Origin of the sequence: Acinetobacter sp. ACNIH1 (assembly GCF_002934695.1) — a bacterium.
Classification (GTDB): domain Bacteria; phylum Pseudomonadota; class Gammaproteobacteria; order Pseudomonadales; family Moraxellaceae; genus Acinetobacter; species Acinetobacter variabilis.
In genome coordinates, this window is sequence record NZ_CP026420.1 from 2735671 (window position 1) to 2759169 (window position 23499).

The 23499-nt window shown below is 43.0% G+C and carries 26 protein-coding genes, 2 tRNA genes and 1 pseudogene; 15 read left to right on the forward strand and 14 right to left on the reverse strand.

All coding sequences use genetic code 11. The features are described 5' to 3' along the window. Window positions 1–33: 33 nt before the first annotated feature. On the reverse strand, window positions 34–951 hold the full coding sequence (gene lpxO, locus C3F22_RS13350; protein ID WP_034580362.1) for a lipid A hydroxylase LpxO: 918 nt from the start codon (window positions 949–951) through the stop codon (window positions 34–36). A gap of 473 nt (window positions 952–1424) precedes the next feature. Here lpxO and fadB point away from each other — a divergent pair, with 473 nt between their 5' ends. Together fadB and fadA are read left to right on the forward strand one after the other, a co-directional pair. Continuing rightward, complete coding sequence (gene fadB, locus C3F22_RS13355; RefSeq protein ID WP_005232577.1) at window positions 1425–3575, forward strand: fatty acid oxidation complex subunit alpha FadB; 2151 nt, start codon at window positions 1425–1427, stop codon at window positions 3573–3575. Between the two features lie 12 nt (window positions 3576–3587). Then, window positions 3588–4760 (forward strand): acetyl-CoA C-acyltransferase FadA, encoded by a 1173-nt coding sequence (gene fadA / locus C3F22_RS13360; RefSeq protein WP_005232579.1) that lies wholly within the window; start codon window positions 3588–3590, stop codon window positions 4758–4760. Between the two features lie 61 nt (window positions 4761–4821). Here fadA and C3F22_RS13365 read toward each other — a convergent pair whose 3' ends face one another. Next, a complete protein-coding gene (locus C3F22_RS13365) occupies window positions 4822–5202 on the reverse strand; it encodes a hypothetical protein (protein WP_158651683.1) in 381 nt (126 codons plus the stop codon). A gap of 6 nt (window positions 5203–5208) precedes the next feature. Next, window positions 5209–5724: a Panacea domain-containing protein gene (locus C3F22_RS13370; protein WP_005232581.1), complete on the reverse strand. Its 516-nt coding sequence runs from the start codon at window positions 5722–5724 to the stop codon at window positions 5209–5211. 132 nt (window positions 5725–5856) lie between these two features. On the opposite strand from C3F22_RS13370, the gene C3F22_RS13375 reads away from it, so the two are divergent. From C3F22_RS13375 to C3F22_RS13385, 3 genes are all read left to right on the forward strand, one after another. Next, a complete protein-coding gene (locus tag C3F22_RS13375; protein ID WP_081400878.1) occupies window positions 5857–6252 on the forward strand; it encodes a transposase family protein in 396 nt (131 codons plus the stop codon). Continuing rightward, window positions 6200–6676 carry an IS5/IS1182 family transposase gene (locus tag C3F22_RS18425; RefSeq protein ID WP_005232582.1) on the forward strand — a complete coding sequence of 159 codons (477 nt, stop codon included), beginning with the start codon at window positions 6200–6202 and terminating at the stop codon, window positions 6674–6676. The genes C3F22_RS13375 and C3F22_RS18425 overlap by 53 nt, the downstream gene beginning before the upstream one ends. Before the next feature lie 257 nt (window positions 6677–6933). Continuing rightward, the gene (locus C3F22_RS13385; protein ID WP_005232583.1) at window positions 6934–7314 is read left to right on the forward strand and encodes a hypothetical protein; all 381 of its coding nucleotides are present in this window, start codon (window positions 6934–6936) and stop codon (window positions 7312–7314) included. 98 nt (window positions 7315–7412) lie between these two features. On the opposite strand, the gene tehB is transcribed toward C3F22_RS13385, so the two are convergent. The 7 genes from tehB to C3F22_RS13420 all read right to left on the reverse strand — a co-directional run bounded on the left by tehB (window position 7413) and on the right by C3F22_RS13420 (window position 11797). Then, on the reverse strand, window positions 7413–8279 hold the full coding sequence (tehB, locus tag C3F22_RS13390; protein WP_005232584.1) for an SAM-dependent methyltransferase TehB: 867 nt from the start codon (window positions 8277–8279) through the stop codon (window positions 7413–7415). A gap of 194 nt (window positions 8280–8473) precedes the next feature. Then, a complete protein-coding gene (locus C3F22_RS13395; protein ID WP_005232585.1) occupies window positions 8474–9223 on the reverse strand; it encodes a hypothetical protein in 750 nt (249 codons plus the stop codon). A gap of 241 nt (window positions 9224–9464) precedes the next feature. Then, on the reverse strand, window positions 9465–9965 hold the full coding sequence (locus C3F22_RS13400) for a hypothetical protein (RefSeq protein ID WP_005232586.1): 501 nt from the start codon (window positions 9963–9965) through the stop codon (window positions 9465–9467). 231 nt (window positions 9966–10196) lie between these two features. After that, complete coding sequence (locus tag C3F22_RS13405) at window positions 10197–10610, reverse strand: hypothetical protein (protein ID WP_224213982.1); 414 nt, start codon at window positions 10608–10610, stop codon at window positions 10197–10199. A 317-nt stretch (window positions 10611–10927) separates the two neighbouring features. Next, window positions 10928–11003, reverse strand: a tRNA-Phe gene (locus C3F22_RS13410). A gap of 137 nt (window positions 11004–11140) precedes the next feature. Further along, a tRNA-Phe gene (locus tag C3F22_RS13415) sits at window positions 11141–11216 on the reverse strand. 203 nt (window positions 11217–11419) lie between these two features. Further along, window positions 11420–11797 (reverse strand): GNAT family N-acetyltransferase, encoded by a 378-nt coding sequence (locus C3F22_RS13420; RefSeq protein ID WP_004781604.1) that lies wholly within the window; start codon window positions 11795–11797, stop codon window positions 11420–11422. Between the two features lie 96 nt (window positions 11798–11893). Here C3F22_RS13420 and hisB point away from each other — a divergent pair, with 96 nt between their 5' ends. The 8 genes and pseudogenes from hisB to C3F22_RS13460 all read left to right on the forward strand — a co-directional run bounded on the left by hisB (window position 11894) and on the right by C3F22_RS13460 (window position 18435). Beyond that, on the forward strand, window positions 11894–12487 hold the full coding sequence (gene hisB / locus C3F22_RS13425; RefSeq protein ID WP_005232589.1) for an imidazoleglycerol-phosphate dehydratase HisB: 594 nt from the start codon (window positions 11894–11896) through the stop codon (window positions 12485–12487). Beyond that, window positions 12487–13104 carry an imidazole glycerol phosphate synthase subunit HisH gene (hisH, locus tag C3F22_RS13430; protein ID WP_005232590.1) on the forward strand — a complete coding sequence of 206 codons (618 nt, stop codon included), beginning with the start codon at window positions 12487–12489 and terminating at the stop codon, window positions 13102–13104. Before hisB ends, hisH begins: the two co-directional genes overlap by 1 nt. Before the next feature lie 151 nt (window positions 13105–13255). Beyond that, the gene (locus C3F22_RS13435; RefSeq protein WP_228203549.1) at window positions 13256–13486 is read left to right on the forward strand and encodes a hypothetical protein; all 231 of its coding nucleotides are present in this window, start codon (window positions 13256–13258) and stop codon (window positions 13484–13486) included. 41 nt (window positions 13487–13527) lie between these two features. Then, window positions 13528–14672 (forward strand): IS3-like element ISAba14 family transposase gene (locus C3F22_RS13440; RefSeq protein WP_100834114.1). Its coding sequence is split into 2 segments (ribosomal slippage): window positions 13528–13792 and window positions 13792–14672, totalling 1146 coding nucleotides; the frame shifts between segments, so codons are not numbered across the junction. A gap of 63 nt (window positions 14673–14735) precedes the next feature. After that, window positions 14736–15203: pseudogene (locus tag C3F22_RS13445) on the forward strand (3'-5' exonuclease); the annotation flags it as partial. A gap of 221 nt (window positions 15204–15424) precedes the next feature. Continuing rightward, window positions 15425–16159: a 1-(5-phosphoribosyl)-5-[(5-phosphoribosylamino)methylideneamino]imidazole-4-carboxamide isomerase gene (gene hisA / locus C3F22_RS13450; protein ID WP_005232592.1), complete on the forward strand. Its 735-nt coding sequence runs from the start codon at window positions 15425–15427 to the stop codon at window positions 16157–16159. 127 nt (window positions 16160–16286) lie between these two features. Continuing rightward, window positions 16287–17438, forward strand: a complete 1152-nt coding sequence (locus C3F22_RS13455; protein ID WP_004646736.1) for an IS4-like element ISAbe18 family transposase — start codon at window positions 16287–16289, stop codon at window positions 17436–17438. Window positions 17439–17505: 67 nt separating this feature from the next. After that, entirely contained in the window at window positions 17506–18435 is a 930-nt protein-coding gene (locus C3F22_RS13460) for a DMT family transporter (protein WP_005232594.1), read from the forward strand. Window positions 18436–18496: 61 nt separating this feature from the next. On the opposite strand, the gene C3F22_RS13465 is transcribed toward C3F22_RS13460, so the two are convergent. Genes C3F22_RS13465 through C3F22_RS13475 form a run of 3 tightly spaced genes read right to left on the reverse strand, consistent with a single transcriptional unit; the run spans window position 18497 to window position 20513 of the window. Then, entirely contained in the window at window positions 18497–18892 is a 396-nt protein-coding gene (locus C3F22_RS13465; RefSeq protein ID WP_005232596.1) for a DUF4870 family protein, read from the reverse strand. 20 nt (window positions 18893–18912) lie between these two features. Continuing rightward, window positions 18913–19539 carry a DUF1294 domain-containing protein gene (locus C3F22_RS13470; RefSeq protein ID WP_005232597.1) on the reverse strand — a complete coding sequence of 209 codons (627 nt, stop codon included), beginning with the start codon at window positions 19537–19539 and terminating at the stop codon, window positions 18913–18915. Window positions 19540–19565: 26 nt separating this feature from the next. After that, window positions 19566–20513, reverse strand: coding sequence for a homoserine kinase (locus C3F22_RS13475; RefSeq protein WP_005232598.1), 948 nt, complete (start codon window positions 20511–20513; stop codon window positions 19566–19568). Between the two features lie 113 nt (window positions 20514–20626). Here C3F22_RS13475 and hisF point away from each other — a divergent pair, with 113 nt between their 5' ends. Then, the gene (gene hisF, locus C3F22_RS13480; protein WP_004781588.1) at window positions 20627–21385 is read left to right on the forward strand and encodes an imidazole glycerol phosphate synthase subunit HisF; all 759 of its coding nucleotides are present in this window, start codon (window positions 20627–20629) and stop codon (window positions 21383–21385) included. 338 nt (window positions 21386–21723) lie between these two features. On the opposite strand, the gene C3F22_RS13485 is transcribed toward hisF, so the two are convergent. Further along, entirely contained in the window at window positions 21724–22317 is a 594-nt protein-coding gene (locus C3F22_RS13485) for a hypothetical protein (protein WP_005232599.1), read from the reverse strand. 108 nt (window positions 22318–22425) lie between these two features. Here C3F22_RS13485 and C3F22_RS13490 point away from each other — a divergent pair, with 108 nt between their 5' ends. Further along, window positions 22426–23496 (forward strand): AraC family transcriptional regulator, encoded by a 1071-nt coding sequence (locus C3F22_RS13490; protein ID WP_104426714.1) that lies wholly within the window; start codon window positions 22426–22428, stop codon window positions 23494–23496. The last annotated feature ends 3 nt before the right edge of the window (window positions 23497–23499 follow it).

A 23499-nucleotide genomic window follows, 5' to 3' on the forward strand; every position in this document is an offset into this window, starting at 1 on the left:
CCCTGAGGGGCGTTCTATATTTTGTTTTGCAGCTTAGGCAAACAGATAAGGACGAACAAAGATCAGGAAGAAAATACCTAGCATCAGGAACCATTTCAGGAAATAGTACAGCTGGCGGTTTTGTGCTTTTAAAGCCTTAGCCTTGACACGAAGTTGATAAACATAACCAAAGACCTTGTTTAAGCCACCGGTCTGATCTCCGACTTCATTCGGTGAACTGGCTGCCGTCATTACCTTTTTGCCAAACCAGTGATTAAAGCGTTCCATCCAGCGGGTTTTTAAAGGTCGCTCGACATCTGCAAAGAAAATGATCCGGTTCTGGTCAGTCTTGTTTTCGGCATAGTGGATATAAGTTTCATCAAATACCACGCTCTCGCCGTCGCGCCAAGAATAACGCTGACCATCGACATCGATAAAGCAGCGGTCATCATTCGGGGTCATTAAGCCCAAGTGATAACGCAATGAACCGGCATACGGGTCACGATGACGGACCAGACGGCTGTCAGGTGCCAGCTCGGTAAACATGGCCGCCTTAATCGTTGGCAAGGTTTTGAGCAAGGCGGTAGTTTTTGGGCAGAGTTCTGCTGCAGAGGGATGCGCCGAGTCATACCATTTTAAATAGAAGCGTTTCCAGCCCGTCTTAAAAAATGAGTTAAACCCTAGGTCATCATATTTACTCGAAGCCTTGATCCCACCTTTCTGATAGAGCGCCTGTGCTTCGTCACGAATCATTTCCCAGTTTTCATCCAGCACTTTTAGGTCTTTAAAATGCTGCGTATCGATATAAGGCTGATTCGGTACGCGTGAAAAGGCGTACATCAGAAAATTGATCGGTGCAAACAGGGTCGAATGGTCAAAAAACTGGCGATAAAAAGAATGCCGAACTGTGCCACGTCGCTGAATATATAACGCTGAGATGACAAAGATGGCCAAAATAATCCACTTAAACATATCAATACCCAAAAAGAACGGGGAAAAAATAAAAAAGTCACATCTGAGCCGCATTATAACAAAGCTGCTTTTGCTCTCCCTACCCGCTTGTAGAACACAGCGTTGCATACATTTTCTTACATCCATAGCGGCTGATTTGAATCTCAATTGACTATTTTGACCAAAACACCACACAACAAACATTCCCTATCTGGTCAATTTGCGTTATAAAAACACCGCGACAGCAATAAAAAAGTGAAATTGAAACAATAACTTCATTACACTGCGATAACGGTTCACTGTATTCCTGATATGACAACACCTTGATTGAGCGATAAAAATTGATGACCCTTGCGTCACGGCTTGATACAACTTGTGTTGTTCTTTTTGGATATAGTTATCGTAAGATTAGCGAAGTAAAAAAGTGCGCGGGAAATGCGCGCTTGCTTCACAACATCAACTTAGAAGTCCTCCAAAATAAAGGAGATCAGGGCATGATCCACGCTGGCAATGCCATTACCGTCCAAATGCTTGAGGACGGAATTGCAGAATTCCGCTTTGACTTACAAGGTGAGTCGGTTAACAAATTCAACCGTGCAACGATTGAAGATTTCAAGGCTGCGATTGACGCAGTTTCCGCTGCTGACATTCAGGGTTTAATCGTGACTTCAGGTAAGTCTACATTTATTGTAGGTGCTGACATTACTGAATTCGGCGATAACTTTGCTCAAGGCGAACAGGCAATTGTTGACTGGGCACTACCAGTTCATGAAATTTTTAACAGCTTCGAAGACCTGGACATTCCTAAAGTTGCCGCGATTAACGGTATGGCACTAGGTGGCGGTTTCGAGATGTGCTTAGTCTGTGACTACCGTGTGATGTCAGAACAGGCGCAAGTCGGCCTGCCTGAAATCAAACTTGGTATCTTCCCTGGTTTCGGTGGTACGGTTCGTTTAAGCCGTCTGATCGGTATCGACAATGCAGTTGAATGGATGGCCATGGCTACTCCGAAAAAACCGGCTGCTGCACTGAAAGATGGTGCGGTTGATGCGGTTGTTGCTGCAGACAAACTGAAAGATGCTGCGATTGACCTGGTGAAACAGGCGATTCACGGCCGTTTAGACTGGCAGGCAAAACGCCAGGAAAAACTGGATCCAATCAAGCTGAACATGCTTGAGCAAATGATGGCGTTCAATACGGCGAAAGGTGCGGTTCTTGCAAAAGCAAACCCTGCTCAATACCCAGCGCCTAAACTATTGCTTGATTCTCTTCAGGCAGGTGCAAGCTTACACCGCGATGAAGCGCTTAAAGTTGAAGCTCAAGGCTTTGCGAAAGCTGCGGTAACTCCACAAGCGGGTGCGTTAATCGGTCTGTTCCTGAACGACCAGGTGGTGAAGAAAACTTCTAAGAAATATGAACAAGGTGCACATCCAGTGAACCAGGCTGCCGTTCTAGGCGCAGGAATCATGGGTGGTGGTATTGCTTACCAGGCGGCAAGCAAAGGCACTCCAATCATCATGAAAGACATCGGTAACCAGCAACTTGCACTGGGTATGTCTGAAGCAAACAAACTGCTGACCAAGCAGGTTGAACGCAAGAAGATGAAGCCGGCGCAAATGGGTGAAACCCTTGCCCGCATCCGTCCTACTTTAAGCTATGACGAGTTTAAAGAAGTCGACATCGTGATCGAAGCAGTAACTGAAAACCCGAAAGTGAAAGGCATCGTACTGAAAGAAACTGAATCCAAAGTACGTGAAAACACGATTATTGCGTCTAACACATCTACGATTTCAATCACGCGTCTGGCTGAAAATCTGGAACGTCCTGAAAACTTCGTCGGTATGCACTTCTTTAACCCGGTACACATGATGCCACTGGTAGAAGTGATTCGTGGTGAGAAGACTTCTGCTGAAGCGATTGCAACGACTGTTGTTCTTGCTCAGAAAATGGGTAAAACACCAATCGTGGTCAATGACTGTCCGGGCTTCCTGGTAAACCGCGTACTGTTCCCTTACTTCGGTGCATTTGACCTGTTACTGAAAGATGGTGCTGACTTCCAGCAAATTGACAAAGTGATGGAAAAATTCGGCTGGCCTATGGGTCCTGCTTACCTGATGGACGTGGTTGGTATCGATACTGGCGTTCACGGTGCAGAAGTCATGGCTGAAGGCTTCCCGGATCGTATGAAACCTGATTTCAAAGGTTCAATCCAAGTAATGTACGAAAACAACCGTCTGGGTCAAAAGAATGACGTTGGTTTCTACAAATACGAACTTGACCGTAAAGGCAAAAAAGCCAAAGTGGTTGATCCAACTGCATACGAGCTTGTGGCATCTGTTGCAACTGCTGAAAAACGCGAATTTGATCCTCAAGAGATCATTGACCGTATGATGCTGGCTTTCTGTAACGAAACTGTTCGTTGCCTGGAAGACAACATTGTTGCAACTCCAGCTGAAGCAGATATGGCGATGATCATGGGTGTAGGTTTCCCTCCATTCCGTGGCGGTCCATGCCGTTATATCGACCAGACTGGTGTAGCTGAGTATGTTGCACTTTGCGACAAATACGCGCACTTAGGTAAGGCTTATGAAGCGCCGCAATCATTGCGCGACATGGCTGCTAACAACAAAAAATTCTACGGTTAAGGAGTGACGTGAATGGCTACTTTAAATCCACGTGACGTTGTGATTGTTGATGGCGTACGTACTGCCATGGGCAAATCGAAAAACGGTATGTTCCGCAATGTACGTGCCGACAGCATGTCAGCTGAACTTATCCGTGCGTTGATGGTTCGTAACGAATTTGACCCGAATGAAGTTGAAGATGTGATCTGGGGCTGTGTGAACCAGACTCTGGAACAAGGGATGAACATTGCGCGTAATATCGCATTGTTAGCTGATCTTCCTAAGACTGTTGCAGGTCAAACGGTTAACCGTCTGTGTGGTTCTTCTATGCAGGCAATCCACACTGCGGCTGCACAGATCGCGACTAACCAGGGTGATATCTTCATCATCGGTGGTGTAGAGCATATGGGCCACGTAGGCATGATGCACGGCATCGACCTGAACCCTGCTGCATCTAAGCACTATGCAAAAGCATCAAATATGATGGGCCTGACTGCTGAAATGCTGGGTCGCATGAACGGCATTACTCGTGAAGAACAGGATGCGTTTGGTGTAGAATCTCACCGCCGTGCCTGGGCTGCGACTGAAAATGGTATGTTCCAGAATGAAATCGTAGGCATTGAAGGTCATAATGCTGACGGTTACAAAGTTCTGTGCGATATCGATGAAGTGATCCGTCCGGATGCGAACCTTGAATCGTTCAAATCTTTGCGTCCAGTCTTCGATCCGAAAGGCGGTACAGTAACTGCAGCAACTTCTTCAGCCTTGTCTGATGGTGCATCTGCAATGTTGCTAATGTCTGCTGAACGTGCTCAAGCTTTAGGTCTTAAGCCACGTGCTGTAATTCGCTCTATGGCGGTTGCAGGCTGTGATGCTGCGATCATGGGTTATGGTCCGGTTCCGGCAACACAAAAAGCGTTGAAACGCGCTGGCCTGTCAATTGCTGATATTCAAACCTTTGAATTGAACGAAGCATTTGCAGCACAAGGTCTGTCTGTTCTTAAAGGCTTAGGCATTTATGATAAGCAAGACATCGTGAACCATAACGGTGGCGCGATTGCATTGGGTCACCCATTGGGTTGTTCTGGTGCGCGTATCACAACAACATTGTTAAACGTGATGGAACAGCAAGATACACAAATCGGTCTTGCGACGATGTGTATCGGCCTAGGTCAAGGTATTGCAACAGTGATCGAACGTGTTTAATTCTTAAATACTTCGAGATAAAAAACCCCGCTTATTGCGGGGTTTTCTTTAGGTTTTTTGATCAGTAGTTATTGTGCGATACAAATCTTTTATATGCATTTAATATGTGTACAGATTTTCTATTTAATTCTGTTTTTGCTTCTTCTATTGGAAGCCCATCTAATTTTAACAATTTTTTTAAAGGTTCTATTAATCCCTCTATAACACTGTTCAATTCAGCTGAGAACTCAAATTCAAGTTCATAAATACATTCTGTAATCTCTTGATATGGCATAGGGTAAAAAGTTTCCCCAGTACTATTATCAATCATATTTATTTCATTACATAAAAAAAGAAACGACTGCAGAATTTGCTGTTGCAGTTCTGCAGTCATTTCAAGTGGTATTAAATGTGATTCTATTAATTCATTAAGAGTAAGAAGCTTTATGGATGTATTATTCACAAAAATTTAACCAATTAGTTCTTCGATATCAGTACTTTCAAGACGTAGTTCTTCTTCTGAATATACAATATTTTTTTCGCCTTTTTTAATATTAGGCTCAGCTCTGATCCAAGATTTTTCCTTATGAGTAAGATTAACTAACTCAAAAGCTTCTTTTTCCACTAAGTTTTGAATTATAAAATCTAGTCTATCTCTTTGCTCAGTACTCAAATTTAAAATATTGGGGTTAAAATCATCGCGCTCAAAGCGGAAACCATTTTCATCATTAATTAGTCGGACAGAAGTTTCTGGTGTACTAATTCGGTTGAATCCATACGAACGAAAACTATTATAAACACTAGGAACTACCGGCCCATATTGCCACTTTTCGATTTTATCCTCAAAAAGTGGAATACCTTTCTTCAAAAAATCACAATAAATATAATAAAGAATTTTTTGAAGTTTAACGTGAGTAAAACTAGTATTTGGAAATTTCTGATTCACATACCAAATAATATAGTTAGCAAAGTTTAGAGCATTCATGTCATACCTCCACTAAATTACCCATAATTAATTTACGCCGTATTATAGATCTCTTTCATAAATCAAAAAACGATCTTCTTTTTGGTTAATATTTGCACTCCGGATTTCTTGGCATTCGTGCATAATCTGCGGATGAAATACATCGATTCAAACAAGCTTTCTGATCTTCAGTTCAAGCGATACACAGGCATCTCATGGTCAACTTTCTATTTGATGGTTGAGCAATTGCAAAAGCATGTCTCTGCCAAAGGCAGACCGCCCAAGTTAAGCCTGGAGGATCAGGTTCTGCTCTGTCTGAGCTATTGGCGGGAATACCGAACCTTATTTCACGTTGCGACGAGTTACGGGGTTTCAGAGCCTACAGCCTCAAGAATTGTCCGTCATATTGAAGACTGCCTGATTCGGTCCAATCTGTTTAATTTACCCAAAGATTTACCCGAGGGCGAAGGCATCGACTGGAATGTTGTGATCGTGGATGCCACGGAAATTCCAATCCAAAGGCCTAAAAAAACAGAAGAAAAGCTATAGCGGCAAGAAAAAGACGCATACCTTTAAAGTACAGGCCATGATTCACTACAAAACTCAGCAAATTCTGAGTTTATGTACCAGTCGCGGTGCAGTGCATGATTTCGAGTTGTTCAAACGCAATTTAAACCAGATTCCTTCAGGAGCCTTTGTTCTTGCGGATAAAGGCTATCAGGGGATTTATGTGTTGTATCCGAATAGCCTGTTGCCCTTAAAAGCCAAAAGACACTGTAAATTGGATCCTGAATTGAAAATCTATAATCAGGAAATCAATAAAAGAAGAATCGGAATTGAGCATGTATTTGGCAGCCTGAAAACCTTCAAAATCCTTGCTGAGCGTTATCGAAATAGAGGTAAAAGGCTTGGTTTGAGATTCAATTTAATCGCTGGAATCTACAACTTGGAACTGAGCAAAAATGATTTATGAAAGAGGTCTTATCTATGTTTTTATATTTTTATAAAGAGAAAATAACTTTTTCCTTAGTTTCTTTTTAACATGTGCGACCCAGCTTGTCACTCTCATTTTACATCTCCACTATTAATCAAAATTATAAGTAGAAATATATGTTATCCCTTTGTAATTTTAGTTGAATATTCAACCAATAAAATAATATTTATTAATCACTTAAATTTCATACGTGTATGATCAAGCCTCTTTTTTCCTATTTCCTTAAAAGGGTTTATATGAACATGCTTAAAACAATGATCGCAACTGCAATCGTAGCGACTTCTGCATCTGCAATGGCAACTGAAGCTCAAGTTGCGCCAGCAACTGTTGTAACCAAAACAACCCAAACTATTGCTAAAGAAACTGCTGCACCTGTACAAGCGAAAGTTGAAGCTGCTCAAGCGACTGTTGCTGCAACTCAACAAGCGGCTGAAACTAAAGCTGAAGCAGTAAAAACAGAAGCAACGACTCAAGTAGAAATGGCTCAAGCTACAGCAGAACAACACGTTGAAGCTGCGCAAACTGAAGCAGTAGAAACCAAAGATACGGCTGCTGAAAAAGCAGAAGTAAAAGCCGAGAAAAAAGGCTGGTTCTCTTGGTTTAAAAAAGCAGCTTAAGATTTTTTAAGCATAAAAAAAGATGTCCGGGTGACATCTTTTTTTATTTTTGGCTCTCTCTGATTTAAAGCCAAAAATCTAAAAACTGTATAAATCTCTTATTCGACTTTTTGGGCTAGCATAGTCGCAAAATGCTGCTTGATCCGGTTGCCCTGTTCATCTACACGATGTAATTCACCTACATTTTCATTGTATTTCACCAGATTCCAGCCTTTATAATAGGCACTAAGCTGTCCCGGCTTAAAACTAAACGGAAAGTCTGGCTGTACCGGAATATCATCGGTATCCATCGCACAGACAATCAGGTTATAACCGCCCGGCACTGTCGCCTGCTGCATCTGTGCAATAAGAGGTGGAATGGTATCGGCCTGTAGGAACATCATCACTACCGTACAGCAGATAAAGTCATATTGGCCCTGAATACTTGGGTCAAGATTTAAATCTCGTTGCTGAACCTGAATATTCCCGATTTCTTCGGCCTGAATGATCTGTCTTAAGGTCTGCAGACTATTTTCATTCACATCCCAGGCATCAACTTCAAAACCGTTCTGGCTCAAATACAGCGAATTGCGGCCTGAACCACAACCGACATCCAGCGCACGGCCACCCTTTAAATACGGCATAGCCGCCAGAATTTCCGAATGAGTCGGGCTTAGCTGATATTTTTTGCTGAAGTAATTCTCAGGTTTGCAGTAAAAACGCAGCTGACATTCTGCATCTTCACTGGCAGAAATAATCTTATGCCATACCTGTGGTTCAATAAACGGTGGTTGCTGCTCTGGCGTAAATACATGTTCAGACTGTATATGACCTGACTGATCCAGCATGGCAAAATGCAGCTCACCTTTAAGAACGGTCAGCTTTGCCCAAGTCCCCGCTTTGGTATTATGTGGCTGCTTGAACCCTTGTGGAATAGCTTGCTGTGACCAGACCGGAAATTCTTTATAACATCTCAGTTGTTGCATAAAAGCTTGTGCTCCCTATCTTCTCTTTCCGTCTGCAAGTATGCTTCTGGATATTCATTTTTCTCAAGCATAGTTGGTTCTATTACAGATGAGAACTGGTACATCTTTGATGTAAGCAATGCAGTAAGACTGATCGATCTAGCAAGAAAACCTCAATACAATTTAGCTCATAAAAATCCATAAGACCCTTATATTTAGAGTTTGTTCTCTGCTTCTTTAAGAGCCTGCTGATCCACTTGAGTCATTTGCTGGTTAAGCTGCACTATTTCCTGATAGAGCTTATTGAATTGCTTTAAGGGTGCATCTTCATAGAACATAAAGGTCTGGTTTTTCTTTTCCCATTTATTGTTTTTCAGCACCAGAAATAACTGGTCTGCTTTGGCCAGACTCTGTTTCTCAATTTCAAAAATTGCATGGGCATTATCCTGCTGCTGATTGGCTTTCAGATTATCTGCCAGCTGCTGACGATAACGGCTTTTAATGTCCAGCTGTTTCACCTGCTCTAACTGCTGGGTTGCCCGCTGTTGAATTATCTGTTCATAGCCATCGACAATTTCATGCACACGCTTCAGCATGGCTTCGGTTTCTTTATAGTCTTGAGCCTGATCTTTGGCTAAGCGGTCAATATCCAGAAAACGATCCCAGTCCGCTGCTTTGAGGTCACGTAAATACTGATTGCGAGCCTCGGCACGATCACGCATCTGACCCAAAATAAACTGAGCCATCACAGCATAATCCCCGTCCAGGCGATTATCTTCCAGATCAATCTGAATCGGTTTAGACCAATCCTGTGCCTGCTGCAAAATAGATCCGGTTTTTTCTTCCAGTACCGTTTCATATTCCTGCAAATCGGCCTGCTGTTTTTGCTCTACAGAATTTTGATAAAATAACCAGATCAAAATTACCAGTACCACTCCAGCGATAATCATAAAAACACGGGGCATCTACACGCTCCAGGTCTGTCATCCAGATCTTATTGATTTTTTACACTATGCTTATTTTTCCAGCATAATTCAAGACATAGAACTTTTCACATTTGTGAATGTGCTTTCTCAATACTGAAAAATGAATCCAGTAAAAAGCCTGAAGAAAGGAAATAAGTTTTTAACCCACCCTTTCTCCATGACGTGATCTGGCTATACCGAAACTGACTGACCTGATCAGCCTGGCCCACCGGATTGTGTGCTAGCGCGAACCAAAAGGCAGACTGAGCTCAAGCCGATTCGGATCAAACTGTTCCCGGACGATCTGGACATTGGTGGCATTCCGGTCAATACCGAAAGGTTGCAGAATTACATAGATTCCGTTTCTTGGATCTGAAGACTGCAAGCCTTGCGCTACTGCCAGTACATATTCTCGGAACACAGTAGGCAAACTGTCCAGATCAGGATTAGGCGCTGCTGCCCCTATGTCAATATTTGCAACAACATCACCATCGACACTATAAGCTTGGATATCGCGTTCAATTTTCATCAGGCGCATCTGCAAAGCCTTACGCTGGCTGGCACCTTCCTGATAAGGCGTGATTTCCGTCACAGCACGCATTTCAGGCTCTGCCATGACAGTTAAGGTGGGAAGTACCGTTGTTTCAGAATGAGCAGGAGTTGCGTGACTCAATATAGGGAGAGTAAAAGCAGTACAGGTCAGCATCAGGCCCAAGCTTTGAATGGATTTTAGGAGATTCATCTTATTACCCCTCGGTTGGAAAAGGGAAAGCGTCAGATTAAATCTTACAAGTAATACAGCTTCTTATTGTTAAGTTTGATAAACGGTCAATCGAACCCATTACACCCTGATAAAACCAACCATCAAATCAGGAACAAAGCTCCTAAAAAACATAAATTAATCAAAGGTTAAATTTAAAAAAAGCAAAAATCCCCGGTTTGCGGGGATCGATCTGCATTACTGGCTCGTCCTTTAAGGAGATCTTGGAAATTGTGCTACAGGGGATGGATTGTTGTAGTTTTCTAATAAGCCCAGATTCACCTTGTCCAGATTGATCTGTAATTGAAGGCCACGCCCTGGCTGCATGCTGCTGCTACGATCGATCCCGACATTCTCCAGCAGTGTATACAGCCCTTGGGTTGGATCACTAGATTGTAAGCCTTGGGCGATGGTCATCACATACTGTTGCAGTGCAGGTGACAGTAGACTCAAATCTGGAGCTTGGGTCGGCTTGATATCGAGGTTTGCCAGCACATTTGGATTGACCATGAAATTCTCTGCATCCTTGGTTCCTCGGATTACCTGATGCTGCAAGGCAAGACGATTGGCTTCATTCTCAATAAATGGAACATAGCCAGTTTCATTACTCATTTCAGGTTCAGCCATAATGGTCATCGTCGGCAAGGATAAGCACCGGTTTCTGTTCTTCCGCGTGTACTCCTATGCTCAATGTACCTAACAGAATCCCAAATAAAGATGTTTTTATACTATTCATGGGCTTTCCCCTACTTCAAATTTCACAACCTGAATGCCTTCATCGGTTGCTAAAGTCTGTATTTAATCTAGTTATCTATTAGATTACCTTGATTATTTAGAGAACTCATTCCTGTTCAGATGGATGGCAAAACAAGTTAATTCTTGGGCTGAATCAAAAATTACAGGCAAAAAAAAACCTCAAACAATGTTTGAGGTTTTTTCGAATATGGTGGCGAGACCCAGGATCGAACTGGGGACACACGGATTTTCAATCCGTTGCTCTACCAACTGAGCTATCACGCCGATGCGGTGTATTAAGCCGTATCTGGACACATTAGTCAATCAAAATTATGAAAAAAAAGATTGAGTGTCTGAATTTTGGCCTAAAAAAAAATCCCTGATGGGATCAGGGATTGAAAACTTTAAAATCGTTTTGAATATGGTGGCGAGACCCAGGATCGAACTGGGGACACACGGATTTTCAATCCGTTGCTCTACCAACTGAGCTATCACGCCGATGTCGCGTATTAAACAGTTTCAGCTCTTAATCGTCAAGTACATAACGTATAAAAATCACCAAATGTTTACTTTTCCATCGATTTGCATGTTTATACAGCAATATTTTTCAATATTCTCAGCAAATACCTGACTAATAAAACAAATTGAATCTGTTATTTACAAAAAAAGCAGCCCGAAGGCTGCTTGAAATTTATCTGTATTTAAATTTTTTCAAGATTTGCCAGACAGCGGTGAATGGCCCCACATCCCGGTACGAATGCTTTTACTCCTTTTTCCTCTTCCATTCGGCATGCCTCACTCACCAGCCTTTCTGCAACCCCGCGTCCACGGTTGGCCGGATGCACCACAATATTTTCCAGGGTTCGGCTTTCGCCTTGTCCCGTGCACCAGATGGCGCCGATGATTTTGGTGTTAAATTCTGCGGTATAAAGTAAGGTATACTGTGCAAGGTTTTGCTCTAGATGTTCAATGGCATCTGCCCCATCACTAAATTCAGGGCTAGTGTCATACAGTCGCTCAAGCTGGCTGCGCACTTCGTCGTTTTCTAGAGAAGTATAAGCATGTACGGTAATAGGCATTGATAAACCCTCCTGAGCAATCTAATATGCGGTGACGTCGTCACGGCGAAAATATTTTCTACATCAATCATTTTGACGTATTTGAGGAACGTGTCTATGACAGATCGTATCAGTGAAGTGGTAAGAAATACCAACGAAACCAAAATTCGAGTTCGTTTGAACCTCGATGGTACTGGTCAAGGCACTTTAAACACTGGTATTCCATTTTTAGATCATATGATTGATCAAATCAAGCGACATGGGCTGTTTGATATTGATATTCATTGTGATGGAGATCTGGAAATTGATGACCATCATACCGTAGAAGACTGTGGTATTACCTTAGGTCAAGCGTTCGCTCAGGCTTTGGGTGATAAAAAAGGCTTACGTCGTTATGGACACTTCTATGCGCCGCTTGATGAATCTTTAAGCCGTGTGGTGGTGGATCTGTCTGGTCGTCCGGGTCTGTTTATGGACATTCCATTTACCCGCGCCATGATTGGCCGTTTTGATGTAGACCTGTTCTCTGAGTTTTTCCAGGGCTTTGTCAACCACTCGCTGATGACTGTACACATTGACAACTTAAAAGGTAAAAACAGTCACCACCAGATCGAAAGTGTATTTAAGGCATTTGCCCGTGCACTGCGTATGGCATGTGAAGTTGATCCACGTGCTGCGAATACTGTTGCTTCAACCAAAGGTACCTTGTAATGACCCGTATTGCCCTTCTTGACTATGGCATGGGAAACCTACACTCAGCAGCCAAAGCACTTGAACACGTCGGTGCAACGGTAGATGTAACCAATGATCCAAAACTGATCGCCCAAGCCGACAAAATCGTTTTTCCGGGTGTGGGTGCGATGCGTGACTGTATGCAAGGCATGCATGAAGCCGGAATTGATGAAGTCGTGCGTAATGCCGTGTTCAACAAACCGGTGTTGGCCATCTGTGTCGGCATGCAGGCCCTGATGCGACGTTCCGAAGAAAATGGCGGTGCGGATGCGCTGGGTATTTTTGCAGGTGAAGTCAAACATTTCCCTGAAATGGCAGGTTTGAAAGTACCGCATATGGGCTGGAACCAGGTACATCAGGCCGATCCAAGCCATCCAATGTGGAAAGACATTGCTCAGGATGCACGTTTCTATTTCGTGCACAGTTACTATGTAGAACCGCAAGATCCAAGCATCGTGGCAGCGACCTGTAACTACGGTATTGATTTCTGTACTGCCCTGCATAAAGACAACCTGTTTGCGACTCAGTTCCATCCGGAGAAGAGCCATACTGCAGGCCTTCAATTGCTAAAAAACTTTGTGGATTGGAATATCTAATCCAATATATTCAAAAAGCTCGCATCATGCGGGCTTTTTTATGGGCTACAGTTTAAAATTTTATTTTTGAAAAATAATTCACATCCAAGCTTCCTTCTCTAAGGTATGCTCTATTCAACCTGAATATTCATCAATGGAAGATTCTTTAATCATGGATACACAGCCAAATGATGTCATACCGAGTAAAGAGACAATAGCGACTTTTCCACCTTTTCAAAATATCGCACCTGAAAATATTGTGGTGATTAACAGCATTCAGCAATGTGAAGCTCTACGTGAAGAACTTGAGCAGATTTCGGTCTTTGGTCTGGACACTGAGTCCAAACCGACTTTCAAGGTCGGTGAAGAGAGATGGATCCGTAAATTTGAACAACTCCTATAAGTGATATTCTGCTCCTCAAATGATGTTATAAACATCAATATATGGAGTATTTTATGGCACGTAGACCAAGAAGAAATCATTCAAATGATTTTAAAGCTAAGGTAGCACTTGCTGCGATTAAAGCAGAAAAAACACTTGCTGAATTGAGTGCTGAATTTGATGTTCATCAAAACCAAATTATTGACTGGAAAAATCAATTGATCTCAGCTTCCTCGCAAGCTTTCGATCAATCAAAAGCTCCATCAGAACCCCCCATTGATCTTAAAAAGTTACATGCAAAAATCGGTGAGCAGGCATTAGAAATTGATTTTTTAGAAGGTGTGTTGAAGAAACTGGGCCGCTTCAACCACAAAAGTTAATCGACGACTCACTTCAGATTTCAGTATCTAAGCAAGCTAAGCTGCTGAAAGTCTCCCGTGGTTGTTATTATTATCGCCCAAAACCTGTTAGCTCATCAGATCTGAAGCTGATGCGATGTATTGATGAATTACATATGCAATATCCTTTTGCAGGCAGTCGTATGATGCGTGATTTGTTGAATCGTCAAGGGCATCATATAGGACGACGTCATACACGTACTTTAATGAAGAAAATGGGTATTCAGGCGTTATATTGCAAACCAAATTTAAGCCAGGCTAATCAAGCTCACCGTAAATATCCATATCTGCTCAAAGGGTTGGCTATTCAGCGCAGTAATCAAGTGTGGTCTACGGATATAACGTATATCCCTATGGCAAAAGGCTTTGTTTATTTATGTGCTGTGATTGATTGGCATAGCCGCAAGGTACTTGCGCATAGGGTATCGATTAGTATGGAGGTGGATTTTTGTATTTCGGTTTTAAATGAAGCGATTGAAAAATATGGATCACCTGAAATATTGAATACAGACCAAGGCAGTCAGTTCACCAGTGATGCATTTATTGATGTATTGAAATCAAATGGCATTCAAATCAGTATGGATGGTAAAGGTCGATGGGTAGATAATGTGATGGTTGAACGATTATGGCGGAGCGTTAAATATGAAGAGGTGTATCTCAAAGCTTATAGCAGTGTCACAGATGCGAAAAAGCAATTAAGTGCATATTTTGAGTTTTATAATTTGAAACGACCTCATTCGAGTCTAGACAAAATGACACCAAATGAGTTTTACTATGATCAGCTACCCCAACAAAACAAGGTGGCTTAACTAGAGCGGAATATCACTTATAAATACGCTTTTAGTTGTTCAAACAAGTGGGACCACCTCTAAGTTTCCACTGGTCCGCATTTGGTTCAGCTGGCCACTCTAGAAAAAGCTTACCTGTTTCAGATGAATGCTGCCATTTGGGATTTTCTGAAACCGATTTTTGCCAATCGAGACCAGATCAAAGTCGGTTTTGGCCTGAAAAATGATGCGCATCTCTTCCGTAAAAGAGGCATTGAGCTGAACAGTGTCATTGAACTGTCAAAGTGCTTTGGTGCGTTCGGCATTAAAAATCCTCTTGGATTAAAAAATGCGATGGCTTTGCTATTTCAGGTGAATTTTCCTAAATCGAAACGGGTTACGACATCGAACTGGGCGAAAAAACATCTCAGTCAGGCACAGATTGAATATGCGGCTGCAGATGCCTATGCACCTTTACTGGTCTTTGAAGAATTGCTGCACCGTGGCCTGAGTCCCAAGGAAGTTCCCAATACTTCACTAAAATTGAAAATTCGCCCGCATTCAAAAATTTGAATGAACAGAAGATCAGTTTTCTAGCGAAATATCATTTTGATATCAGACTCCCTCAGGAGTATTGCAAAGAATAAAAAATTGAAGAATAAAATCTTGTCACTCCAGCATATCTTCAGACAGGTTTTCTTTTTTCATACCGTTTAAGAGTTAGAAATTTCGACTTTATTTGCTAAGATGAACTCACTGAAATTCATTCTAAAGATTGAGCAAGGAGCGAAAGCATGCTGATCATCCCTGCAATTGACCTGAAAGATGGCAAATGTGTCCGTTTAAAACAAGGTCGTATGGAAGACGATACCGTATTTTCTGACGATCCAGTGGCAACAGCACAGCATTGGGTAAATGAAGGCGCTCGCCGCTTGCATTTAGTAGATTTAAATGGTGCTTTCGCAGGTACACCGATTCATAAGCCAGTGGTAGAAGCGATTGCTAAATCACAGCCAGAATTGCCTATCCAGATTGGTGGCGGGATCCGCTCACTGGAAACTATTGAGCACTATCTGGAAGCAGGCGTGTCTTTTGTGATTATTGGTACAAAAGCAGTACAAAATCCTGAATTTGTAGAAGAAGCATGCAAGAAATTTGCAGGCCATATTATTGTGGGTATTGATGCCATGAACGGCATGGTAGCCACTGATGGCTGGGCGAATGTCACTGATGTAAAAGCGACTGATCTGGCAAAACGTTTTGCGGATGCAGGCGTGTCTAGTATTGTTTATACCGATATTGCTCGTGACGGCATGATGCAGGGTGTCAACATCGAGCAAACCGTACATCTGGCACAATATTCAGGTCTGCCTGTGATTGCTTCAGGTGGTGTAACAAATATGGATGACGTGCGTAACCTGAAAGACCAGCCTGGTATTTTAGGTGCGATTACTGGTCGTGCGATCTATGAAGGCACTTTGAATCTGCGTGAAGCACAATTATTGCTGGATGAACAAGAAGCGCTATAATAGCGTCTGCTGAAAAAGAGGTCTGTGGACCACTGCTGTCCCATAGTTTGCTTTAAATAAAAAAACCTGAGTCCTAACAGTTAAAATATGAGTGCATACAAACACTTTAACGACCAGGACTCAGGTTTTGTCACATCAGAATACCGTATTTCATGAGCTAATTAAACCTGTTGTGCGACAGGATTTTGAACAACTTGCTAAAGTACACCATGTTGGACAGAAATTTAGAGCGGCTTCCCGGTGGGATCAGTTTATTGCCATATTGATGTCTCAATTCTCTTGTAGGCAAAGTCTGAGAGATATTCAATCCAATTTGGAGTGCCAACAGGAAAAGCTAAGTCATCTCGGAGCAAAGTCTATTCCCCGAAGCACGCTGGCACGAATCAATGAGCAGCAGCCTGCTGCCTTGTATCAACAGCTATTTTACAAGTTGCTTAAATACTATGAACACTCAAAAGTAGCTCATAAATTTCGCTTTAAGAATCCCTTGTATTCCTTGGATGCCAGTCATATTGACCTGTCGCTTTCCTTATGTGAATGGGCCAAAGTTCACGACTCAAAAGCCAGCATGAAACTCAGTATAGGATTGAATCACAGCAATGATATTCCTGAGTTTGTTGCAGTTGAAAATGGCAAAGAAAATGACATGGTACAAGGCCGCAAATTCCAGTTTCCTGCTGGCAGCATTGTAGTTTTTGATAAAGGCTATGTCGATTACCAATGGTATGCAAATCTGACTGCTCAAAACATTGGATTTGTCACACGTTTTAGGCCTAAATCTGTGTATCAGGTGATCCAGCAACATCCAGTGCTTGAATCCAAAGGTATTCTAAAAGATGAAACCATTCAGCTGAATAGCGCACATGCCCTAAAAAGAAAAGCCCCAGTGTTAAGAAGAATTGAATATAGAGATCAGCAAAGTGGCAAGCACTTTAGCTTTCTCAGCAATAACTTTCATTTAGCCGCCTCTACCATTGCGGCGATTTATAAAGATCGTTGGAAAGTTGAGCTGTTCTTTAAGGCGATTAAGCAGAATCTCAAATTAAAAGCGTTTCTAGGCCGCAGCAGGAACGCAATTCAGACACAAATCTGGATTGCGATGATCGCCTATTTATTGGTGAGTTTCGCTCAACATTTAGGAAAAACAGGTTGGACAGTTCAACGTTTACTCAGAATAATTCAAGTGAATTTGTTTGAAAGAAGAACTTTAAAAGCTTTATTTTCACCCGATAAAATACCCATAAAACAAGAGGAAGCTCAAATGAGCTTCCTCTTGTGAAAAATTGTGGGACAGCAATGGTCTGTGGACCTCTTTTTTATTGTTCAATTTTTCGATCCTCTCTCCCATGTCGACACCTGTTTCCCAAACTCCCTCTACTTGGAGAACGAAAGTTCCTCAACTTGCTCTGATCCTGATTACCATCATCTGGGGCGGCAGTTTTATCACCGTACAATATGGCCTGCATTTTAGCAGTCCCGTGATCTTCGTCGGGCTACGCTTTGCAGCGGCGGCAATTGCCGTTACCTTGCTTTCGCTGAAGCATCTGAAAGGCATAACACTCAAAGAAGTGGCAGCGGGTGCCCTCATCGGGGCGGTGATTGCAATCGGTTATGGAACACAAACGGTGGGTCTGCAAACGATTAGCAGTAGTGAATCGGCCTTTCTGACTGCACTATATGTTCCATTGGTGCCCCTACTACTCTGGCTGCTGTTCCGTAAGAAACCGCATTTTATGACCTGGATCGGGGCTCTATTTGCCTTTCTTGGTCTGGTGTTTTTGACGGGCAATGGCTTTGGTGCCATTCAGCTGAATTTTGGTCAGGCGCTGACTTTACTTGGTTCAATTGCCATTGCGCTTGAGATTATTTTTATCAGTCATTTTGCTCCAAAGGTGAATACCCGGCGTGTCACCGTGCTACAACTCATTTTTGCCTCGCTATTTTGTTTTCTGATGGCACCGATGCTGGGTGAAACTCAGTTACCTGACTTTCACTGGCATCTGGCAGGTATTTTGGTCGGCCTCGGTATTGTCAGTGCCTGTATTCAGCTGGTGATGAACTGGGCACAAGAAATGGTAGATCCTTCTCAAGCTGCGATCATTTATGCGGGTGAACCGATCTGGGCAAGTTTATTTGGACGTATGGCGGGAGAACGTTTGCCTGCGCTGGCACTTCTAGGCGGATTGATGGTGGTACTTGGGGTGATTGCCAGCGAATGGAAACCAAAATTTTTCAGAAAAGAAAAAATAGAAGAGTTGAAGGAAGATCTTTCCTAAGCTTATGAACTCCCCCTCTTAAAAAAGGGGGAGTTATTTATCTAAAGAAATATAGCTAACTTTATTTGGTATACATCGGTCGATTGTCATTCAGACGCATAATGCCGCGAATCGCGCGATAGACAATCCAGATCCAGGAAACAAAGACTATAACCAGACAGAAAGTGGATGCGCCAAAAGCGACGCCTGCAAACAGGTCCGGATCTTCATGGGTAAAGAACAGGAATAGGAATGGCACAAAGGCTACAATATTCCAGAATAGATACCACCAGAAACTGCGGATTTGCCAGGTAAAGTGACTTTCAAAAATCGAACCTCGTACATCCGAGCGCTTCACATAGTTAATAATCAGTGCAATCACTGCCAGCAAGCCACCACTAAAAATGGCCACGATATATAAGATATAAAGAATCAGGGTTAGCGTGCGATTTGAGTCTTTATCAATTGAATAGTTCATCTACGCTCCTGTGGTTGTTTCTAGATATTCAGGCTGTTGAAGGGAGAAATCAGCCATATAATCAAAATGATGTTAAAAGCTATAGTACAAAAATAAATTTGCCGGAAGGGTTGTTTTTGTGTTTTATGCCGTAATTTTTGCTGTGCCAGCCAAGCTGCCGGCCACCCTCCTAGAAATGCCACCAGATGCAGGGTATTTTCTGGAATACGGCGATTGCCCAATTGTGCCGCTTCCTTATCCTGGGCATATAGCCAGTAACTGAGAACATTCATCAGGCTCACCAGCAACAGGATCATTCCACTCAACAAGCCGGCTAAACTTAGTCCCACTAATACCAGAATATAAGCCACAGAAGCAACCTGCATCGGCTGTAGTTTTTCTTGCTGGCTTCGGCCTGATGTTTTAGTTTTTGTTTTTGCCGTTTTGGTTTGTGATGCTTTCAGGTACATAACCTGCTGGGCACGATAACGGCCCTGCTCGTCCAGAATCACCAGATAATCCAGCGCACAGCCGACAATTGGCCGTGGACCGGGACGGGCAAAATCCTTGATATGCAAAAACACGCGATCTTTGGCCGGATCATTGGGCTGAATAAAGCCATAGCCTTTGTCATCAAACCATTCCACTAAACGTCCCTGATCGCGCATTTTGCCTGTTCCTGTTTATTTTAAAGTTAAGCTGTCACGAATTTTAAACGTTCAATCAGCATGTTACGCATCTCTTCCGGATTTTTTTGCAGAATATCTTCACCGGTACGACCTTCAGCCGCATTTTTCTGTGCCACTTGTAAACGCATCATCCAGAAACGACCCGCAGCCATTGCCAGGTAAAGCTCCAGACATGATTTTTCATCTGCAGTTAAAGGGCGAATAGTTTCATAGGCTTTTAAAAAGGCATTGGCCTTTTCTTCATTTAAAGTAACCTCCGGATAATTGGTACAGAAGTCATTTAAAGTAATCGCGATATCAAACAGGAATTCATCTTTATTCAGTTCATAAAAGTCCAGAATTCCTTTCAGCTGATCACCCTCAAACAGGGTATTGTCACGAAACAGATCCGAATGGATAAAGCCACGTGGACGATCTGGATATACTGCGGTTAAAGCTTCATACAGGCCCAGAAGTTTGCCTAGTAAGACTTTATCTGCTGCGTTCAGGCTTGGTTTAATTTCCTGTGCTACGTTATACCAGTAGGCATGGTCACGGACAAAGGCACGCTCAAGTTTAAAATCTTTCAATGCCACATGCATTTTGGCCTGAGCAATGGCAATCGCTTCCACATGCGCAACGGTAGATGGCATCGGATGCTCACCCATCATACGTGGCGCAATTTGTGCGGGCTTATTTTTTAGCGTGTGAATGGCTTTACCTGAGTGGGATAAAGGCACCGGTACGGCCAGACCTGCCTGCCCCAAATGCTGCAAGACCGGCACCAGTTCTCCGGCGGCCTGTTCATCCATATCTTCAAAAACGGTCAGCACATATTGCTGGTTTTCGCAGACCAGAAAATAGTTCGTATTCTGGATACCTCCTTGAATGGGAATCAGATCAATCACCTCAAGTCCATAAGGTGCTGCGAAATCCTGAACTTCCTTTAAAGTCAAAGTGGTATAAACCGACATAGAAAACCTGCGAAAAAACTTACATATTTTTGCTAGAATACCGTTTCCATCTACCAAGGTGTAGCGCTTGCGTGGGTGAGTTTCATAATCGGCTGTAATAATTGGAAAAATTTATGCTAGCTAAACGTATTATTCCTTGTCTGGACGTCGACAACGGTCGCGTAGTCAAGGGTGTTCAGTTCCTTGATATTCGTGATGCGGGTGACCCGGTAGAAGTGGCACGCCGTTATAATGAACAAGGTGCCGATGAAATCACTTTCCTTGATATTACCGCTACACATCATGGACGCGACACCACTTACCGTACCGTTGAGCGTATGGCTGAATCTGTATTCGTACCGCTTACCGTAGGCGGTGGCGTGCGTAAAGTCGAAGATATTCGTTTACTGTTAAATGCAGGTGCGGATAAAGTCAGTATTAACTCGGCAGCAGTCTTTAACCCTGAGTTTGTACAGGAAGCCTCACAGCGTTTTGGTGCGCAATGTATCGTGGTGGCGATTGATGCCAAAAAAACTGGCGAGAATAAATGGGAAATCTTTACCCACGGCGGACGCAAACCGACCGGTATTGATGCCCTGGAATGGGCAGAGAAAATGGCCAGCTACGGCGCAGGCGAACTGTTAATTACCTCTATGGATGCCGATGGCACCAAAGCAGGTTATGACATTCCACTCATGCGTGCTATCAATGACCGCGTCACTGTACCGACGATTGCCTCTGGTGGCGTAGGCAACTTGCAGCATCTGGCTGACGGGATTATCCATGGTGGTGCCGATGCAGTACTTGCCGCCTCTATTTTCCACTTTGGCCAGCATACCATTCCTGAAGCCAAGGCTTATCTAGCTGCTCAAGGCATTGAAATGCGTCTCTAAACAACAGCCTTCAAATGAAAAAGAGCGTGAATATCACGCTCTTTTTTTTATGGATTATTCTTAGGAATCATTTAAATTCTGGACAAAAAAAGGAGTCTTGCGACTCCCTATAAAAACCAAGAAGAACTACAGCACTTGGTATTTTTGACATTTACAATATAACTCAATCTGTATGCAGGTTGATAAGACTTTCAATCATCAACAGACGCAAATATAGGTGAAATCCTGAGCACAATATTGACAATATATACAGAATTTATTGACAAATCACGACAGGGCTAACCAAAGTGAGAAATGGTTAACATTTTATGTGGCAGATTACTCGAATTTTAAGTTATTTAATCACGATCTTTAGCCCATTTAGCCGGGAAATAACGCTGGGTTAAGTGGGTTAAGCGCGTAGAGATCTGCTCCGGCAAGGCAATACCAAGGGGATTTTTTTCCTGTAAATCTGCTGAAGAAATCACCCGGGTTCCCATCAAATAATCAAACCAGGGCTTGGTTACACACCAGTTGGCATCTTGGTTACTGTTCATATGATGATCATAATGCCAGGGAATTTTTTTTCTGGCCCATTCTGGTTGCAGATGTGCCCGCCGATGCATATAAAAATAATTGCCTGCACTATATAGCGTGGCCAAAAACATGCCTTTGGACAAGGGATAAAAAGCCAGCCCGAATACGCTCGCTGCGACGGCCAGTGAACCGATTTCATTACGGATTCGCCAGTTTTTCAAACCTTCCACATAGGCATAATCAGAAAATCTGGTCTTGCGAACTTCACGATGATGTTCCCAATGTGAACGCATGCTGTCCGGCACTGGGCTATAACGCGTCTGCCCTGCTCGATGCGTACCATGCAGCACATATTTATGCGCAAACCATTCAAAGCCATTGGCTACGACCAGTCCTGCTAGAAAGCCTTTCCACATGATCTTTTCCTCCCTGTTTGTTTACACTATAGGTCAAACAAAGGGCTAGATATTGACCGATAATTTCAATATCATTGACAAAAAACGACAGAACAAAAGAATTAAAAAATGCACGTTCCCCAAGATTATGTCGGTTCGGTATATGGTGGTTTAGGACATTTGCTTTTGGACTATTACCAGCTCAAACAACTGGACATTCCCAAGAAATTATTTGCGATCCAGAACCTGGAGCGTTTTGATTATATTCTCTGGCGCGATCTGCTCAGCCAGCTGGACCAGGAGTTGCAGCGGCCAGCACTCGGCCTGGAAATCGCGCAACTGGTGCAGGCCAAACATCTGGGTATTATTGGCTATCTGGCATTATCCAGTGAAACGCTGGGTGAAGCCTTTATGCGTTATCATGACTATCATCGCCTGATCTATGATGGCAGTCCTTTACAGGTCAGTCTGGATCGAGACTACCTGTCCATTTCCTGGAGCGAGATTCCGTTTAAAGTGAGTACGCAACTCACAGATGAGATTGCTATCGCGCTCATGACTGAATTTATTCGCTCAAGCATTCTTGACCAGCATCAACTGCATCTGCATGAAGTCCATTTTCAGCATCCGGTCAATAAAAATATTGCGGTCTATGAACAGTATTTCCGCTGCAAAGTTCGATTTGGTCAGGCCAGAAACCAGGTACTGATTCCTGTGAGTGAAATGTCGACTCCTTTAAAGAAAGGTGATCAGACCTTACAGAAATTACTGATGCAACAGGCAGAAGCGGTGCTGGAAAAACTTCCGAACTCCACCCAGATTGATCAACGCTTGCAACAGGCGATTCTGGTCGGTCTGCAGAAAAATATGTTCCAGATTGAGCATATTGCCAAACAGATGAATTTTTCTGTACGCCAGCTACAACGCTACCTGCAAAAACAGGGTCAGACCTATCAGCAGCGTATGCAGGAAATCCGCTGCATGATGACCATGCAATATCTGAAAGATCCTCATCTGAGTTTGCAGGAAATCAGTATGCTGCTCGGCTATTCTGAACAGAGTGCATTTCAGCGTGCCTTCAAGCAGTGGACGGCTCAGACCCCACAACAATGGCGCTCAGAATATCTGGAAACCCAGGTGCAAGAAAAATTTCTGGACTATCCTGCTACCGCAGAGATTAATGTCCCATATCAGATTTAAAAA